We start from the raw sequence: 15,412 nt of genomic DNA, 5'->3' as shown, positions 1-15,412 counted from the left end.
TCAGCCGAGGACCTGGGAGAAGAAGACCTCGGTACGCGCCGGGTCCAGGTCGGCGGGCAGCCAGTCCGTCACGGTGATCGAACCGCGCGCGTCGCCCGGCGGGAAGTACTGGCGGTAGAGGTAGCTGTTGTGGCTGCCCCCGAGGATCTTCCCGGCCCGGTCGCGGTAGACGGCATTGGCGACCGCCGACACCGTCGCCGGATACGCGCTGTGGGCCGTGAACGCGACGATGGAGGCTTCGGGCACGCCGGTGCGGATCAGGCTGACGCCGTCCGCCGTGATCGTGGACCCGGACGCCCGCGGGTCGGCCGGATCGAGCCACACCGCGCCGACCGCGCGGACCTCCACCCGCGCGACCTTACGACCGGAGATGTTGAAGTAGTCCACGATGCCGACCCGCTGCCCGGGACGGAGCACCTCGGCGGTGAGCCGCTTGTCGGCGGTCTCCGCGGCGTACTCCACAATGGCCTTTCCCGCGCGGTCGAGGTAACGCACGACGATCGTGGGTGACAGCGCGACCTGGTCGCGGCTGGTGTTCTCGACGATGAACGCGGAGTGGACCGGCGTGTACGGCTCGGGTCTGCCGGGGCCGTAGCCGGGCGTGAGGGTCAGCGTGGCCGTGATCGACAGCTGGGTGAAGCCGTGCTCGACGATCCGCAGCCCGCCGCCGTCGGACGCCCGGTCGCTCGGCGCCGGCAGCGTGGTCGGCGCCGCGGTGCTCGGCGCGGCAAGGGTCGGCGCCCCGGTCGGTATGACGTGGCCGCCGTCGCGGACGGCCGACACGGCCAGGGCCACGGCCGCGATCAGCACGGCGACCACCCCGGCGACCGTCCACCCGTAGCGTGCGTTCACCGTCGGCTCCTCCCCCGCGGTCCTTGATAGTAGGGCGTAGCCTCATGTCGCCACGATCGGCGGCGGACGGGGGACGACGAATGGCACAGCCGGCGCAACGGCCCCGACGCCGACGGTGGTACGCGTTGGGTGCGGGCGTCTGCGCCGTCCTCGTCGCGGTCGTCGGGGTGCTGGTGGTCACGCGCGGCGACGAACCCGTCGACATGGTGCGCGACTACCTGTCCGCGCTCCGCGAGGGCCGCCTCGACGCCGCGTTGCGGGCGGCGAACGTCGACGGCCTGCCGACCGGCGAGCAGGCCGGGCTCCTCGACGCCGCGACGCTGCGCGGCGGCTGGCGCGTCGGCAGCCTCGAGGCGGAGAGCACGTCGCGGGAGAGCCCGGTGGTCGTGCGCGTGACGCTCCTGGACGACGCCGACCACCCGACGGTCGCACGGTCGGGTGAGGGCCGGTTCACGGTCGTGCGCGACGGCGGCGACTGGCGGATCGAGAACCCGTTCCACGAGGTCACGTTCGCGGACTCGGCGCTGGGCTACATCGAGATCAACGGGTTCACCCGGCCGCGCGGCAAGCACCCGTACCTGCTGTTCCCCGGGATCTACCAGCCCTACGCGGCGGCCAACGGGGCCGTCACCGTGGCCGCGCCGCCGCTGGTCGCCCTGCCCGGTCAGCACACGCGGCGGCCGTACGTCGTGGAGGTGCGGGTAACCGCAGCCGGCAACCGTTCCTACCAGGCGCTGTCGGACATCTTCTTCGACGGCTGCGCGGCCGCGCGCGGTTGCGGGTTCACGCCGCTCGGGGACTACTACCGGGTGCCCGGCGGGGTCGTGCGATCCGACAAGGCGACCGGCGTCCGCGCGACGATCGTCCGGCGCCCGGAGGTGAACCTGCCCGGGGTCATGTCCGGTGGCTCCGGCCTGTTCGGGCAGGTCACCGTGCCCGGCGAGGTGCGGCTGACCGGCCGGGGCGCCCCGGCCGGCGGGAACTGGACGGCCGCGTTCGCGCAGACCTGCCTGATCCGGCAGACGCCGCTGGTGGCGACGATCGCGGCCGACGGCACGATCACCACCAACTGGACCGGCGACAGCGCCCTGCGCGCCGTGGTCAGCTGCTACTGACGGCGGCCTCGACCGCCTCGACCAGCTCGGGCGCGTCGGGCGCGACGCGGGGCCGGAACCGTTGCACCGAGCCGTCGGGCGCGACGAGGAACTTCTCGAAGTTCCACTGCACGTCGCCCGCCTCGCCCGCCGCGTCCGGCGTGGCGGTGAGCCGGGCGTACAGCTCGTGCCGGCCCGGGCCGTTCACCTCGACCTTCTCCGTGAGCGGGAACGTCACCCCGTAGTTGACCTCGCAGAACTCGACGATCTCGTCGGCGGTGCCGGGCTCCTGGCCGGCGAACTGGTTGCACGGCACGCCCAGGACCACCAGGCCCCGGTCGGCGTAGTCGTCCGCCAGCTTCTGCAGGCCCGCGTACTGCGGGGTGAGCCCGCACCGGGACGCCACATTGACCACCAGCAGCGTCCGGCCCGCGTACTGGGCGAGGTCCGCCGAGCCGCCCCGCAGGGCCCCGATCGGCACGTCGTAGATCGTCATATCGGCAGCCTACGCCCCACCCGCTACGATCTTCGACCATGGCGACGATCGATGACCTGACACGGCTGATCCCGCCGCCGGCCGCCCCCGTGCACGCCGACGGCGACTGGGCCGCCGTGGAGGCGACGCTCGGGCTGTCGCTGCCCGCCGACTACCGCGCGCTCGTCGCCGCGTACGGCCTGGGTGGGTTCGACGACATCAACCTGCTCACGCCGTTCGCGGCGGCGGTGTCCGAGCATGCCGACCTGCTGTGGCACGCCGGCCGGCTGCACCAGCTCCTCGGCGAGTCGCGGGCGAAGAATCCCGACGCCGTCCCGTTTCCGCTGTTCCCGGAGCCGGGTGGCCTGCTCGAGTGGGCCGGCACCGGCACCGGCATCGCGTTGTGCTGGCTGACCGGGGGCGAGCCCGACAGCTGGCCCGTCGTCGTCTTCGACTACCTCTACCACAAGGAGCGCTACGAGGTCGGCGCGGTTGACCTGCTGCACGGCCACTTCAGCGGCAGCCGGGTCATCGACGGCCTGGACGAGCCGCCGCGGACGCCGTGGTTCGACGCGCACCGCGACCGCGAGCACGTGTACGTGCGCCTCTCCGACAGCGCCGTCCCCTACGCGGAGCGGCTGCGCATCCTGCGCGCGGCGCTCGCCCCGACCGCCGACCGGGGCAGCTTCGTCGACGAGGACGAGGGCGACGACTCGCGCCAGGACCACTTCAAGGCCATCGACCGCGACTGGCAGGTCACCTACGAGACCGCGTACGGCCACCAGATCCGCGTCGCGTTCCCGCCCGCGGACGCGGCGGCGGCCCGCAGCGTCATCTTCGCCGCCGCGCGCGACATGGGCTGCACGGTGACCCGGACCACCACGCACCGGGGCGAGCCGGTCTGGACGTGACGGACCCGCCCTGGTGCGGGGCGGGCCGCCGTCGGGTCAGAGCCCGAGAGTGCCCGTGCCCGCGCCCGCCGAGACGATCGACTTCACCGAGCTCGCGGTGTCCAGTTGCACTACACGAGACGGAAGCGCAGGCACACGACCGGACTGTCGTCGGTGACCGGGCGGCCCTCGATGTCGCGCCAGTAGCGGCGGTGACCGTCGCGCCATTCGTCGAGCGACTCGTCGCCCTCGCCCTCCGCGAGCGCGAACTCCCACGGCACGTCGACGAAGCGGTGCGTGGTCACCCCGGTCACCTCCACGGTGGCGACCCGCTCCCCCGCGCTGTCGAGCAGCGCGAGACGCTCGCCGACGAACTCCAGCGCCTCGCCCTCCTCGTCGTACTCCTGGGCGAGACCGGCGGTCGCCCGCTTCGCGCCCGCGAGAACGAGCGCGTTCAGCCGCTCGCGCATCTCGCCGGGACTGCCCAGCTCAAGTGCCCGAAGGCCGTCAACCCGAGGCCACACGATCCACCGTACCCGGGTGACCGCTACCGCGGTCCCGGGTCCCACGTAACTGTCCACCATTGGCGGCTCACACGACGTGGACGTAAGGGTCGACGTTCCGCCTGGAACTCGGTCCAGACGTCAGCTCGCTCCGCCGTTCGTAGGGCGTCGCGGGTTCGCCGCGAGCATCGCGCAGAACAGGGCGCCCTGTTCGATCGCGTCGTCTAGCGCGACATGGCTGTGCGGGAGATCCGCGAACCAGGCGCGCGGCATCCGGCGCTTCGTCGTCGCCCGGTAGTCGGTGCCGAGCAACGCCATCGCGTACGTCTTGATGTCGAGCGCCGAGTGGGAGAACGGGCTCGCCCCCGCGAACCGGATCAGGTACCAGTACACGAACAGGAAGTCGTACGCGGCGGGATAGCCGACGAACACGGGTTTGCCGGGCAGCTGGTCCAGCCACGAGCGGTAGGCGACCATCGCGGCAGCGGGATCCTGCTGGTCGGCGCGACACGCCGCCCACGCCGCCGGCTGGGTCGCCCACCACGCCATCGTCGCGTCGTCGCCGCGCGCGTCGGGCAGCGTGGCGAGGTTCGCGCTGAACGTCGCGACCAGCTCGCCGCCCGCGGTGTACGCCGCCGAGCCGAAGCTCAGCATCGAGTGCGGGCCGGGGATCGGGCCGTCGGCCTCGACGTCCGTGCTGACATAGATCTCGGGGCGCGCCATGGTCAGTCGATGGTAACGACGACCTTGCCCTTCGCGTGCCCCTCGCCCACGTAGCGCAGCGCGTCGGGCACCTCGGCCAGCGGGAACCGTCGGTCGATGACCGTGGCGACCTTCCCGTCCCGGATGAGCTCGACGAGCGGCCCGACGTGCCGGGCACCGAGCTGGACGGCGAGCACCCGGATCCGGCCGCGCAACGGGCCGAACACGAGCACCCGCAGCAGCGTCGACACCGGCCCGCCCACCATGAAGTAGCGCCCGCCCGGCGCCAGGGCGCGGGCGCACGCGGCCACCGACCGGTAGGCGACCAGGTCCAGGATCAGGTCGTAGCGATCGCCCGTGGCGGTGTAGTCCGTCTGGCGGTAGTCGAGGACGTGGTCGGCGCCCATGGAGCGCATGAACTCGAGCTTCCCGGCGTTGTCGACGCCGGTGACCTCGGCTCCGTACAGCTTGGCGAGCTGGATGGCGTAGCTGCCCGAGCCGCCGCCCGCGCCGTTGATCAGCACCCGCTCCCCGGCCCGCACCCGCCCGCGGGCCACGATGCCCTGCAGGGCGATCATGCCCGCCTGCGGGATCGCCGACGCCTCCTCGTGGGACATGCCCTCCGGCAGCGGCTCAAGAACCTTCTCGGGTACGCACACGTACTCGGCGAATCCGCCGAGGTAGCTGAGGATGTCGCCGTACACGTCGTCGCCGGCGGCGAACCGCGTGACCCCCGGGCCGACCGCGTCGACCGTGCCCGCGATGTCCGAGCCGAGCACCTGGCGCCGGGGCCGACGAAGCCCGTTGAGCCGTGCGTACCCGGGGCTTCCCCGCAGGGCCTCCCAGTCGGAGAGGTTGAGCGAGACGGCCCGCACCCGGACGCGGACCTCGCCGGCGCGCGGCGTCGGCACCGGCAGGTCGGTCAGCCGGAGCTGGTCGGTGAGCCCGTACCGGGTATAGACGACGGCCTTCATGGCGTCCATCCTCGACCATCGCCGCAAACCAGCGAACGTTGCTCGCGACCCTCCCGCCGCGCCGGTAGCGGGCTGGGGAGCCCCCGCTACGGTGAGGGCTCCCGGCACGCGTCGGGAGCCCCCACCCCAGGAAGCGACACCACCGGTGACACACCACGGATCGAAGTCCCTCCGACAGGCCGTCCTCCGCGCCAACCAGCTGATCCCGAAGGCGGGTCTGGCCGCGTTGACCTGGGGAAACGTCAGCGGCGTCGACCGCGAAGCCGGGCTGTACGTCATCAAGCCGTCCGGCGTGGCGTACGAGGACCTGACCGAGGACCTGCTCGTTCCGGTGGACCTGGCGACCGGCGCGGTGCTCGCCGGCGACCTGCGCCCTTCGGTGGACAGCGAGACGCACCGCGCGTTCTATCTGCGGTGGCCGTCGATCGGCGGCGTGACACACACGCACTCCACGAACGCGGTGGCGTTCGCGCAGGCCGCGCTGGACATCCCGGTGCTGGGCACGACGCACGCCGACACGTTCAACGGGCCCGTCCCGGTGGCCCGGCAACTGACCGTCGAGGAGTGCGCGCGCGACTACGAGCTGAACACCGGCATCGCGATCATCGAGACGATCGGCGACGACGAGGCCGCGTTGGCGATGCCCGTCGCGCTCGCCGCGAACCACGGCCCGTTCACCTGGGCCGCCTCCGCGGAGAAGTCCACCGAGTACGCCATCGTGTGCGAGGCCGTGGCCGAGATGGCCCTCAAGACGCTCGCCCTCAACCCCGCCGCGAGTACCCCCCGGCACCTGCAGGAACGGCACTTCAAGCGCAAGCACGGCCCCGACGCCTACTACGGCAACGCCCGATGACCACGCACCTGTCCGTCGGCTACGGCACGACCCGCCGCCGCCGGCTGGTCCTGCTGTCGATCTACGGCGCCATGCTGCTGCCCGCCGGGTGCTGCCTCGGCGCGCTGCTCAGCCTGATCACGACCAACCTGTTCGTCCGCTCGCAGGCGGAGAACCCCGCGTGGTCGGTCGCCTGCGGGCTGCTGGTCGCCCTGCCGCTCGGCGCGTTCCCCGTGCTCATGATGGTGCGCATCACCCGGCTCGCCGCGTGGCTGGAGGGCACCCGCCTGACGGTGCGGCAGTTCCGTACGCGCAGCGTGGACCTGCGCACCGCCCGGTCGGTGCGGCTGGACACGATCCTCGAGCGGGGACCGGCGAACTCGGCCGTCCGCTCGCCGGTCATGACCGTCGTCGGGCCCGAGGGGTCGGTGAAGCTGATGCTGCGCGGCCGCGACGGCGCTCTGTTGCCCGCGCCCGAGATGATCGCGCTCGCCGACGCACTGTCGACGACGGCGTGCCCCGGCGCCCACGAGTCGGCCACCTGGCTCCGCACCATGGCAACCGACCCCCGCACCATCCTCATGTGACCCGTCCGGGCGTTTGGACAGTTACGTCTGGAACTCAGCGCGTAACTACCTGCGTAACGGTCCAAACGTCGACTTGGTCCGGGTGGGGTGTGGGACAGCGATCGTCGGGTATCACTGTGGGCGGTTCGCCACCATCCAGAGGACGGGTACTTATGATCATGGCGCTGCTGCTCGACCTGGCCAACATCGTCGGCGGCTTTCTGCTGGCCATCGCGCTACTCCGGCGCCTACCGAGAGTCGGGGACGTTCTCGGTCGGGGTGCCGGCGCGGTCGCGCCGTTCGGCTGGATCGTCGGCCTCGTCGCCCTGATCACGGGCGGTTACTGGCTGCTGGTCCACGCGATCTCCGGGCCGCACGTGTTCCACTTCGAGGTCGTCGGGATCGGGGTCGGCATCGCCCTGCTGTGGGACCGGTTGACCAACCGCGCCGCGCCGCGCGCCGACTCCTCCGGTGGCGTCGCGACGGGCGCGGCGCTGGTGCTCGCCGTCTTCGGCGTCATCGCCATCGTGGTGGGCATCCAGGGCCTCTTCACCCCCGACGGCTGACGCCGGGCGGCGCGACGGTCGCCGCCGTGCGCCTCGCGCTCGGTTGATCAGTCGGGGGCGCCGACGCGCAGCTGGGCCGGGGCGCCCAGCCAGGCCCGCCGCGTCCACGGCGGCGGGAGCTCGATGCCGGCCAGGCCGGCCGGCGACGCGTACTCGGCGCGCAGGCGGTGCATCAGCTCCTCCGCCGCGGCGTAGCCGGCCTCGGACTGGTCGGGGTCGTCGATGCTCAGGCCGAGCACGGCCGCCCGGCCCTCCGCGATCGCGATCATCACCCAGGGGTGCTCCAGCCCGCGCACGTAGAGCGTGAACTGGCCGCTGTCGTCGATGCCGAGGTCGCTCAGCGCCTCAAGGTCGCCATCGTCCGGGGTGCCGGCGACGTAGGTGCGCACGAACGCCTCGAGCCGCGTGTCGCCCGGGGCGGCGACGTTGACGTACCGGGCGATGAACGCGCTCAGCACGGCCGGATCACGCTCCGACAGCCAGGTGTAGACATCCCAATTCGGCGGCACATTCCCAGGATACGTCCAGTCTCCATAGACCCTGTCCGATCGGCCGACTTGTTCCCCACCCCGCGCCGGGTCAAAGTGCACGCTGTGGGATTTCGGGGGCTCGCTGTAACGGTCGGAACACGGTTGGCAACCGTCTGGCGGGCCGGGCGGGAGCGGTGGTCCCCGCGCGCGCTCCAGGGCGTACTCGCCGGGATTGTGGCCGTCGCGGTGGCCGGGGTGGCGCTGTCGGATGGACCAGCGCGGGCGCCGGCCCTGGTCACGCCGCTGCGGCCGACGCAGACCCGGTCGACCGAGCCGCCCGCCCCGCAGCCCGCCCCGTTCACGCCGCGCGGGTTCACGGTCATCGCCGCCGGCGACATCCTGCTCCACGACGGGCTGTGGGCGCAGGCCAGGCGCGGCGACAGCTACGACTTCGGGCCGCTGTTCGCGCACCTCGCGCCCGACGTGCGCGAGGCCGACCTGGCCGTCTGCCACCTGGAGACGCCGGTCGGCGGGCCGCGCGGGCCGTTCTCCGGCTATCCCATCTTCAACGTGCCGCCCCAGGTCACCACGACGCTCGCTGACATCGGCTACGACACCTGCTCGACCGCGTCCAACCACTCGCTGGACAAGGGTGAGGCCGGCATCGACCGGACGCTGAAGGCGCTCGACGCCGCCGGCATCAGACACACCGGCACGGCCCGCAGCGCCGCCGAGGCCAAACGGCTCAACCTGATGACGGTGCACGGGGTCGTGGTGGCGCACCTGTCGTACACGTTCTCGTTCAACGGGCTGCGGCGTCCGGAGGGCCGCGCCTGGCGGGCCAACTACCTGACCGAATCGGCCGACGCGGTGCTCGCCGAGGCGCGCCGGGCCCGGGCCGCCGGCGCGCGGTTCACCATCGTCAGCCTGCACTGGGGCACGGAGTACGACCACAACCCGAACGACTTTCAGCGTTCCGTGGCCGACCGGCTGCTCTCCTCGCCCGACGTGGACCTGATCGTCGGTCACCACGCGCACGTCGTGCAGCCCTTGCAGCGCCTGCACGGCAAGTGGGTGGCCTACGGCATGGGCAACGAGGTGGCCTGGCAGCAGCAGGCGGTCAACACCCGCGACGGGATCATGCCGAGGTTCACCGTCACCGAGACGCGGGCGGGGGTGTTCGCGGTCACCCACGTCGAGGTGATCCCGATCCACATGTGGCTCGGCGGCAGCCGCGCCATCGCGCTGACCGTGCCGGACTGTCTGCGCGACCGGCGGCTGAGCGGGGCGGCGCGGCAGTCGTGCCGCGACTCGCTGCGCCGCACCGAACCGATCCTGGGCCGGCTCGGCGCGAAGAAGGCCGGCATGGTCGTGCGGAGCCGCTAACGGTCCGCGGGTGCGGCGCGACGCGTCAGGAGCACGCCCGGTCGTTGATCGTGCAGCCCTTCGGCTCCTTGGGGGTCTTGGACGTCACCGCGGTGAACTGGACGGAGCCGTGCGGGGGCACGACGGCGGTCGGGTCCTCCGGCGTGAACGTCACGGTGTTGCCCTTCTGCGACCAGGCGGCGCCGGTCACAGACTCGATCTTCGCGGAGGGCACCACGAGCGTGACGACCCAGTCCATCCCCGGCACGTCGCCCGGGTTCGCCACCGTGACCACGTACGACGACGTGCCGCTGTCCACGACGTAGCTGGCGGTGAGGTCGGCGGCGGCCGGGTCCGGCGGCGCGCCCGTCGCCGGGGCACTCGGTGGGGCGCCCGGGCTGGGCGGCTGCTGCGACGCACCGACGGGCGGCCGGCCCGGCTGCTGCACCGTCGACTGGCCCGGCGGGGTCGAGCCGGCAGGCCCGGTGGGCTGGGCGGCCGCGGTCCCGCTGAGATCCATGCCGCCCTGACTGGCCGAGGCCGGCCCGCCCCAGCGGTCACCGCCCGGCGAACGGTGGTCCGGGCTGGTGAGCCATGAGATCAGTGCCGCGGCGGTCACTCCCGAGAGCAGCGCTATCGCCGCGTAGCGCACCATCGGCCGGTCGCGCAGGCGCGGGACGGCAGGGACGGAACCGACGCCGGGGAATCCGGCGTCGGCGGGGCGGGCGTTCGGCTCCCCCGGCGGGGGCGCGTCCCACATCGGGTCCTCGGCCAACAGGGTGTGTCCCGCCGGCACGGCCGCGCCGGCGAGCAGCGGTCCGACCGGCCCGGGCGCGGGCTGGCTCTCGAGCGCCCCGAGGACGTCGCGCAGCCGCACGTCGAAGACGTGCTCGTACGTACGGCGCAGGTCCTCGCGCCGGTTCGTCCCGCCGACGCCGAGGAAGCCCGACTGCACGACCTGCAGCACCGTGCCGTCCGCGCTGGGACGCAGCTGCCAGGTCATGCCGAGGTGCGCCTCCCCGGTGCGCCAGATCATGGCGATCCGCTCGCCCTCGACCACGTCCAGGACGTCACCGTTGACGAGCTCGCCGAGCCCGGCCAGCTCCAACGCCCGCATCCGGAACCGGTGCCCGGGGCGGGCGACGAGATCGTTCTCCACCAGCCAGAGCGCGAGAACGTGGGACTCGGTCAACGCCCGCCACACCGTCTGCGGCGGATGCGGGTAGAAGAACTCCAGACGCAACTGCGACACGCGATGACCTTAGGGCCAATTCCCCGAGTACGCCCGTCCTGCGGAACATTTTCGCGTCCCCCTTACCTTTGGCGCACATCACGTGCGGGAATGCCCGCTCCCGCCACGCCCGGGCCGGTCGCTACGCTGCGCCCGTGAACCTGACCCTGCCGGCCGGCCCGTTTCGCGCGTACCTGTTCGACTGCGACGGCACCCTCGTCGACTCGATGCCGCTGCACTACACAGCCTGGAGCGAGACGCTGGCCGAGTGGGGCTGCGCGTTCCCGGAGGACCTCTTCTACGCCTGGGGCGGGCGGCCGGTCACCGAGATCATCGCCGCGCTCAACGACCAGCACGGCCTGGCCATGCCGGTGGACGAGGTCGGCCGGGTCAAGGAGGAACGCTACGGGCAGCTGCTGCCGAAGCTGACCGCTATCGCGGACGTGGTCGCCCACGTCGAGGAGGCGTACGGTCGGATCCCCATCGCGGTGGTGTCGGGCAGCACCCGCGACTCGGTCACCGCGTCGCTGGGCGCGCTCGGGCTGCTCGACCGGTTCGACACGCTCGTGTGCGCCGGGGACTACGCGAAGGCCAAGCCGGACCCGGAGGCGTTCCTGCTCGGGGCGCGGCTGCTCGGCGTGCCGGCGGAGGAGTGCCTGGTGTTCGAGGACACCGACATGGGCATCGCGGCGGCGACCGCCGCCGGCATGGCCTCCGTCCGCGTGCCCCCACCCTGGGAGCGCCGACCCTGAACGGCGCGGGCCGGGTGCTGCGCGCACCCGGCCCGTACTCGTGACTGGTGGTTCAGCTGGCGGTGCAGGAGAGGGTCGGAGCCGAGTTGGTGCCGTTCCACGAACCCAGGAAACCGAACGTGGTGCTGCCACCGGCGCCGAGGCTGCCGTTGTAGCTCATGTTCTTCGCGGTCGCGACCGCGCCGCTCGTGGTGACGGTCGCGTTCCACGCCTGGGTGATGGTCTGGCCGTTGGCCCACGTCAGCGTCACGGTCCAGGCGGTGATGGCCGCGCTGCCGGCGGTGACCTTCACGTCACCCTGGAAGCCGCCGCCCCACTGGCCCAGCACCGAGTAGGTCGCGGTGCAGGACTTCGCGCCGGGGGCCGACGTGGTGGTCACCGGCGCGCGGGTCGTGGTGACCGGCGCCCGCGTGGTGGTGACCGGCGCCCGCGTGGTCGTGACCGGGGCGCGGGTCGTGGTGACCGGCGCGGCGGTGGTGGTGACGGGAGCGCGGGTGGTGACGGCGGGGCCGGTCGTCGTGGACGCGCCACTGTAGATCGTGGCCTCCTTCGACGTCGCCTTGATGCCGTTGGCGCCGTTGACGATCCGCTGGCCCCACGTGGTGAGGGCGGCGGGATCCCAGGTGCTGACCGGCACCATGTCGAGGACCGGGTCGTTGTTGCCCGACCAGGACCAACCGAGGTAGCCGATGCCGCGGGCCTGGGCCTGGGCCATCAGCGTGGCGTCGTCGACCTGGCTGGAGTCGAACTGCCAGCCGAACTCGCCGATGACCAGCGGCCAGCCCTTGGACTTGATGGCGTCCAGATAGCTGATGATGGTCGACGCCTGGGCGTAGACGGAGTACATGTGCACGGACAGCACGGTGTTCTTCAGGACGTCGGCGTCGAGCACGGTCTGGCTCGTGTCGCGCATGATGTTCTGCCAGTCCTGGCCCCAGTTCGGGGCGTCGACCATGAGCAGGTGCTCGAAGCCGTTGTCCCGCATGCGCTTCACGGCGTTGGCCGTCGCGGTCGTCCACTGGGCGGCGTTGGTGTTGCCGATCGGCTCGTTGCCGATGTTGATGACGACGTAGTTCTCCTGGCCGACCAGGTTGGCCTTCTGGGAGACCCAGTAGGTCACGGCCTCGTCGAGCGAGGCGGCGGCGCCGTCCTCGCCGTACCCCGTGGTGTCGTGCACCTCGAGGACGCAGATGAGCTTGTTCGTCTTGCACAGGTTGATCACGTTGGGGATGTCGTTGGACGGACCCCACCGCTTGCCCGTGCCGAGCACCACCCGGATGGTGTTCGCGCCCGTGGCCTTGATGTCGGCGAACGCCTTGGTCTGGCCCGTGAACCAGACGTGCTCGTGGTTGATGCCACGCATGATGAAGTTCTGGCCGTTGGCCTCGACGATGTTGGTGCCGCTGATGTGCAGACCCGTAGCGGCGGCGGCGGGCTGCGCCAACACCACTATGGAGGTCGCGGCAGCGATTGCGGCCGCGCCGAGAATGGCGAAGTGCCGTCGTTTCATGACCTACCTCAGGAGGAAAGGCCCCGGGGTGGGGCTGGGGGGAGCTGAACCACTAAACCTGGACCCCGACGATCCCTGCCCGCCACGCAGCGTGATCAGCGTAGGAGGCGGCCGCAGGGCGGCAAAACCGGTTACGTGGATTTAGTCGTTCGTCCAGCCGAACTGGCTGGTCCCCGCCTACCAGGCACGATGAAACTTACCGGCACGACATGCACTGGTGGTCGTCGATCCGGCGAGATCATTGACGACGGTCACCGACGGGCCTACGTTGACGTCGGACCCCCCGATCCACGCTCAACCACAGAGATTTCCGTCGCAGCCAGCGCGGATACGTGCCAGCACAGTCCACCTCGGACAGCAGCCGCTGTCGCCGGGCGTGCGCCCGTGCCCCTCGACCGCCCGACGCGGAGGGGCGACCCGCGCCCGCCCGGCGACGGCGCGCACCCCGGCTCACCCCGCCGGCGCGGGGTCAGCCGGCGTTTCCTCCACCTGCGACCGCTCTTCGCCCTCCTCCTCGTCTTCCTTGAGGGGGATGCCGGCGACGAACTTCACGTCCGGTTCCGACGCCGGGTTGATCCAGGCGCGCATCGACAGCACGGGCGAGAACGTGTTCGGGTCGGCGGCGAAGGCCTCCTGTGCCGCGACGAAGTCCGGGTTGGCGATGCCGAGCGACAGGCCCGGCCAGGTCTGCACGGTCGTCGCGTTGTCCTCAAGGTACTTACCCTGGGACTTGCCGCATCGGCACGACCGCGCCTCGGGGAAGAGTCGGACGATGTCGTCGCAGTGCGCGCAGTGCATGAGCTTCATGATCAATGAGCGTGGCGGCCCGAGGCACCCACGCGCAATCGGCCGATCGGCACGTCTCGACATCCCCGGGCGGCCCATCTCAGCGTTATGGCGCCATAGAGTCCGAATCCCGGCCCGCACTCCAGCGCTATGGCGCCATAAGCCGATCAGCGACCGCGGGCGGCGGGCGGCGGGCGGCGGGCGGCGGGCGGCGGGCGATCTTTCTTCATTTGTCGTGCGTGAAGATCTCGGAATCCGTCCGGTTGTTACGAAATCATCACGGGCGTATCGCCTCTGAGGCGCTTCTATTTACACTGCCGATGTAAATAGATGGCCCGAGGGGGTGACTGCGATGGGCGGGCTGCGGTTGCGGGGCGTGGACGTGCACTTCGGCGGCCTGGTGGCGCTCGACGGCGTCGACCTCGACGTGACGCCCGGCCAGGTGGTCGGCGTGATCGGACCCAACGGCGCCGGCAAGACCACGCTGTTCAACGTCATCTGTGGCATCCAGCGGCCGCGGCGCGGCGAGCTGACCTTCGAGGGTCGGCCGCTTCCCCGCCGGCCGCACGGGCTGACCAGGCTGGGCATCGCCCGCACGCTGCAGGGAGTCGGGCTGTTCGCCGGCCTGACCGTCCTCGAGAACGTCGTCACCGGCGCCACCGCCGACGCGCGCGCCGGGCTCGGCGCCGCGCTGCTCGGCCTCCCGCGCGCGGGCCGTGACGAGCGCTGTCTGCGCGACGCGGCCCGCGCCCTGCTGGCCGAGCTGGGCGTCGACGACTACGCCGACGCCTACCCGACCACCCTGCCGTACGCCGTGGGCAAGCGGGTCGCGCTCGCCCGCGCGCTGGCCGCCCGTCCCCGCCTGCTGCTGCTCGACGAGCCGGCCGGCGGGCTGAGCGAGGCCGAGGTCGACGAGCTCGGCGAGCTCATCGCCGCCCTGCCGGCCCGCGCCGACGCCGGCTGCGCCGTGCTGCTCGTGGAGCACCACATGGACCTCGTCATGCGGGTCTGCGACGAGGTCACCGTCCTCGACTTCGGCAGGGTCATCGCGGCCGGCCCGCCCGACCGGATCGCCGACGATCCCGCCGTGATCGAGGCGTATCTGGGCGAGGCGGTGACAACGTGAGCGATCCGTTGCTGAAGGTTGAGGACCTCACCGCCGGGTACGGGGCGGCGCCCGTGCTGCGGGATGTCAGGTTCGCCATGTCGGACGGGCAGATCACCGCCGTGCTCGGCGCGAACGGCGCCGGCAAGACCACCCTGTTGCGGACGCTGTCGGGGCTGGTCCGCCCCACGGGCGGTCGGATCCTCTTCGACGGCGAGCCGCTCGACGGGGTCCCGCCGCACCGGCTCGTGCGGCGCGGCCTCGTGCACGTCCCCGAGGGACGCGGCGTGATCGGCGAGCTGACGGTCGCCGAGAACCTGCGCCTGGGCGGGGTGTGGCGGCGCGACCGGGCGGGCGAGGCGCGCAGTCTCGCAGAGGTCCTCGACCTGTTCCCCGAGATCGCCCGGCGGCGCAGGCACGCGGCGCACCAGCTCTCCGGCGGCGAGCGGCAGATGCTCGCGCTGGGCCGGGCGCTGATGGCCCGACCCCGGCTGCTCCTGCTGGACGAGCCGTCGCTCGGCCTCGCGCCGCGCATCACCGCCCAGGTCATGGCGCTGCTGCGGCAGTGGCGCGACGCGACCGGGCTGGCCGTCCTGCTGGTCGAGCAGAACGTGCGCAGCGCGCTATCGGTAGCCGATAACGCCGCGGTCATGTCGCTGGGCCGGGTCGTCGTGACGGCGCCGGCCGCGCAGCTGCGCGACGACGAGGACCTCCGGCACACGTACCTGGGTTTCTAGAG

General features: G+C 72.1%; 18 protein-coding genes. 9 read left to right on the top strand and 9 right to left on the bottom strand.

The window, feature by feature from the left end:
- Entirely contained in the window at positions 1-852 is an 852-nt protein-coding gene (locus ABD211_RS10775) for a hypothetical protein (protein WP_344128913.1), read from the bottom strand.
- Positions 853-932: 80 nt separating this feature from the next.
- Here ABD211_RS10775 and ABD211_RS10770 point away from each other — a divergent pair, with 80 nt between their 5' ends.
- Positions 933-1,967, top strand: a complete 1,035-nt coding sequence (locus tag ABD211_RS10770; RefSeq protein ID WP_344128911.1) for a hypothetical protein — start codon at positions 933-935, stop codon at positions 1,965-1,967.
- Here ABD211_RS10770 and ABD211_RS10765 read toward each other — a convergent pair.
- The gene (locus ABD211_RS10765) at positions 1,954-2,442 is read right to left on the bottom strand and encodes a glutathione peroxidase (protein ID WP_344128909.1); all 489 of its coding nucleotides are present in this window, start codon (positions 2,440-2,442) and stop codon (positions 1,954-1,956) included. The genes ABD211_RS10770 and ABD211_RS10765 overlap by 14 nt on opposite strands.
- A gap of 38 nt (positions 2,443-2,480) precedes the next feature.
- Here ABD211_RS10765 and ABD211_RS10760 point away from each other — a divergent pair, with 38 nt between their 5' ends.
- Positions 2,481-3,332 (top strand): SMI1/KNR4 family protein, encoded by an 852-nt coding sequence (locus tag ABD211_RS10760; protein ID WP_344128907.1) that lies wholly within the window; start codon positions 2,481-2,483, stop codon positions 3,330-3,332.
- Between the two features lie 110 nt (positions 3,333-3,442).
- Here the strand turns inward: ABD211_RS10760 and ABD211_RS10755 are convergent, their stop codons facing one another.
- From ABD211_RS10755 to ABD211_RS10745, 3 genes are all read right to left on the bottom strand, one after another.
- Entirely contained in the window at positions 3,443-3,835 is a 393-nt protein-coding gene (locus ABD211_RS10755; RefSeq protein WP_344128905.1) for an ASCH domain-containing protein, read from the bottom strand.
- A 120-nt stretch (positions 3,836-3,955) separates the two neighbouring features.
- Entirely contained in the window at positions 3,956-4,537 is a 582-nt protein-coding gene (locus ABD211_RS10750) for a 3'-5' exonuclease family protein (protein WP_344128903.1), read from the bottom strand.
- A gap of 2 nt (positions 4,538-4,539) precedes the next feature.
- A complete protein-coding gene (locus tag ABD211_RS10745; protein ID WP_344128901.1) occupies positions 4,540-5,490 on the bottom strand; it encodes an NAD(P)-dependent alcohol dehydrogenase in 951 nt (316 codons plus the stop codon).
- Positions 5,491-5,635: 145 nt separating this feature from the next.
- Here ABD211_RS10745 and araD point away from each other — a divergent pair, with 145 nt between their 5' ends.
- From araD to ABD211_RS10730, 3 genes are all read left to right on the top strand, one after another.
- On the top strand, positions 5,636-6,343 hold the full coding sequence (araD, locus tag ABD211_RS10740) for an L-ribulose-5-phosphate 4-epimerase AraD (protein WP_344128900.1): 708 nt from the start codon (positions 5,636-5,638) through the stop codon (positions 6,341-6,343).
- Positions 6,340-6,909 carry a hypothetical protein gene (locus tag ABD211_RS10735; RefSeq protein WP_344128898.1) on the top strand — a complete coding sequence of 190 codons (570 nt, stop codon included), beginning with the start codon at positions 6,340-6,342 and terminating at the stop codon, positions 6,907-6,909. The genes araD and ABD211_RS10735 overlap by 4 nt, the downstream gene beginning before the upstream one ends.
- Positions 6,910-7,061: 152 nt before the next feature.
- A complete protein-coding gene (locus tag ABD211_RS10730) occupies positions 7,062-7,454 on the top strand; it encodes a hypothetical protein (protein WP_344128896.1) in 393 nt (130 codons plus the stop codon).
- 47 nt (positions 7,455-7,501) lie between these two features.
- Here ABD211_RS10730 and ABD211_RS10725 read toward each other — a convergent pair whose 3' ends face one another.
- Complete coding sequence (locus ABD211_RS10725; protein ID WP_344128894.1) at positions 7,502-7,963, bottom strand: hypothetical protein; 462 nt, start codon at positions 7,961-7,963, stop codon at positions 7,502-7,504.
- A 123-nt stretch (positions 7,964-8,086) separates the two neighbouring features.
- On the opposite strand from ABD211_RS10725, the gene ABD211_RS10720 reads away from it, so the two are divergent.
- Positions 8,087-9,310 carry a CapA family protein gene (locus ABD211_RS10720; RefSeq protein ID WP_344128892.1) on the top strand — a complete coding sequence of 408 codons (1,224 nt, stop codon included), beginning with the start codon at positions 8,087-8,089 and terminating at the stop codon, positions 9,308-9,310.
- 25 nt (positions 9,311-9,335) lie between these two features.
- Here the strand turns inward: ABD211_RS10720 and ABD211_RS10715 are convergent, their stop codons facing one another.
- Positions 9,336-10,541, bottom strand: a complete 1,206-nt coding sequence (locus ABD211_RS10715; RefSeq protein WP_344128890.1) for an SRPBCC domain-containing protein — start codon at positions 10,539-10,541, stop codon at positions 9,336-9,338.
- Positions 10,542-10,675: 134 nt separating this feature from the next.
- On the opposite strand from ABD211_RS10715, the gene ABD211_RS10710 reads away from it, so the two are divergent.
- Positions 10,676-11,272: an HAD family hydrolase gene (locus ABD211_RS10710; RefSeq protein WP_344128888.1), complete on the top strand. Its 597-nt coding sequence runs from the start codon at positions 10,676-10,678 to the stop codon at positions 11,270-11,272.
- 52 nt (positions 11,273-11,324) lie between these two features.
- Here the strand turns inward: ABD211_RS10710 and ABD211_RS10705 are convergent, their stop codons facing one another.
- Complete coding sequence (locus ABD211_RS10705) at positions 11,325-12,782, bottom strand: cellulase family glycosylhydrolase (protein WP_344128886.1); 1,458 nt, start codon at positions 12,780-12,782, stop codon at positions 11,325-11,327.
- 450 nt (positions 12,783-13,232) lie between these two features.
- Positions 13,233-13,589, bottom strand: a complete 357-nt coding sequence (locus tag ABD211_RS10700; RefSeq protein WP_344128884.1) for a hypothetical protein — start codon at positions 13,587-13,589, stop codon at positions 13,233-13,235.
- Between the two features lie 331 nt (positions 13,590-13,920).
- On the opposite strand from ABD211_RS10700, the gene ABD211_RS10695 reads away from it, so the two are divergent.
- Together ABD211_RS10695 and ABD211_RS10690 are read left to right on the top strand one after the other, a co-directional pair.
- Entirely contained in the window at positions 13,921-14,694 is a 774-nt protein-coding gene (locus ABD211_RS10695) for an ABC transporter ATP-binding protein (protein ID WP_344128882.1), read from the top strand.
- On the top strand, positions 14,691-15,410 hold the full coding sequence (locus ABD211_RS10690; protein ID WP_344128880.1) for an ABC transporter ATP-binding protein: 720 nt from the start codon (positions 14,691-14,693) through the stop codon (positions 15,408-15,410). The genes ABD211_RS10695 and ABD211_RS10690 overlap by 4 nt, the downstream gene beginning before the upstream one ends.
- Positions 15,411-15,412: the final 2 nt, after the last annotated feature.

Origin of the sequence: Luedemannella flava (assembly GCF_039528515.1) — a bacterium.
GTDB lineage: Bacteria > Actinomycetota > Actinomycetes > Mycobacteriales > Micromonosporaceae > Luedemannella > Luedemannella flava.
Note: the sequence above shows the minus strand (reverse complement) of the source record. Positions and strands in the feature narration are given on the sequence as shown.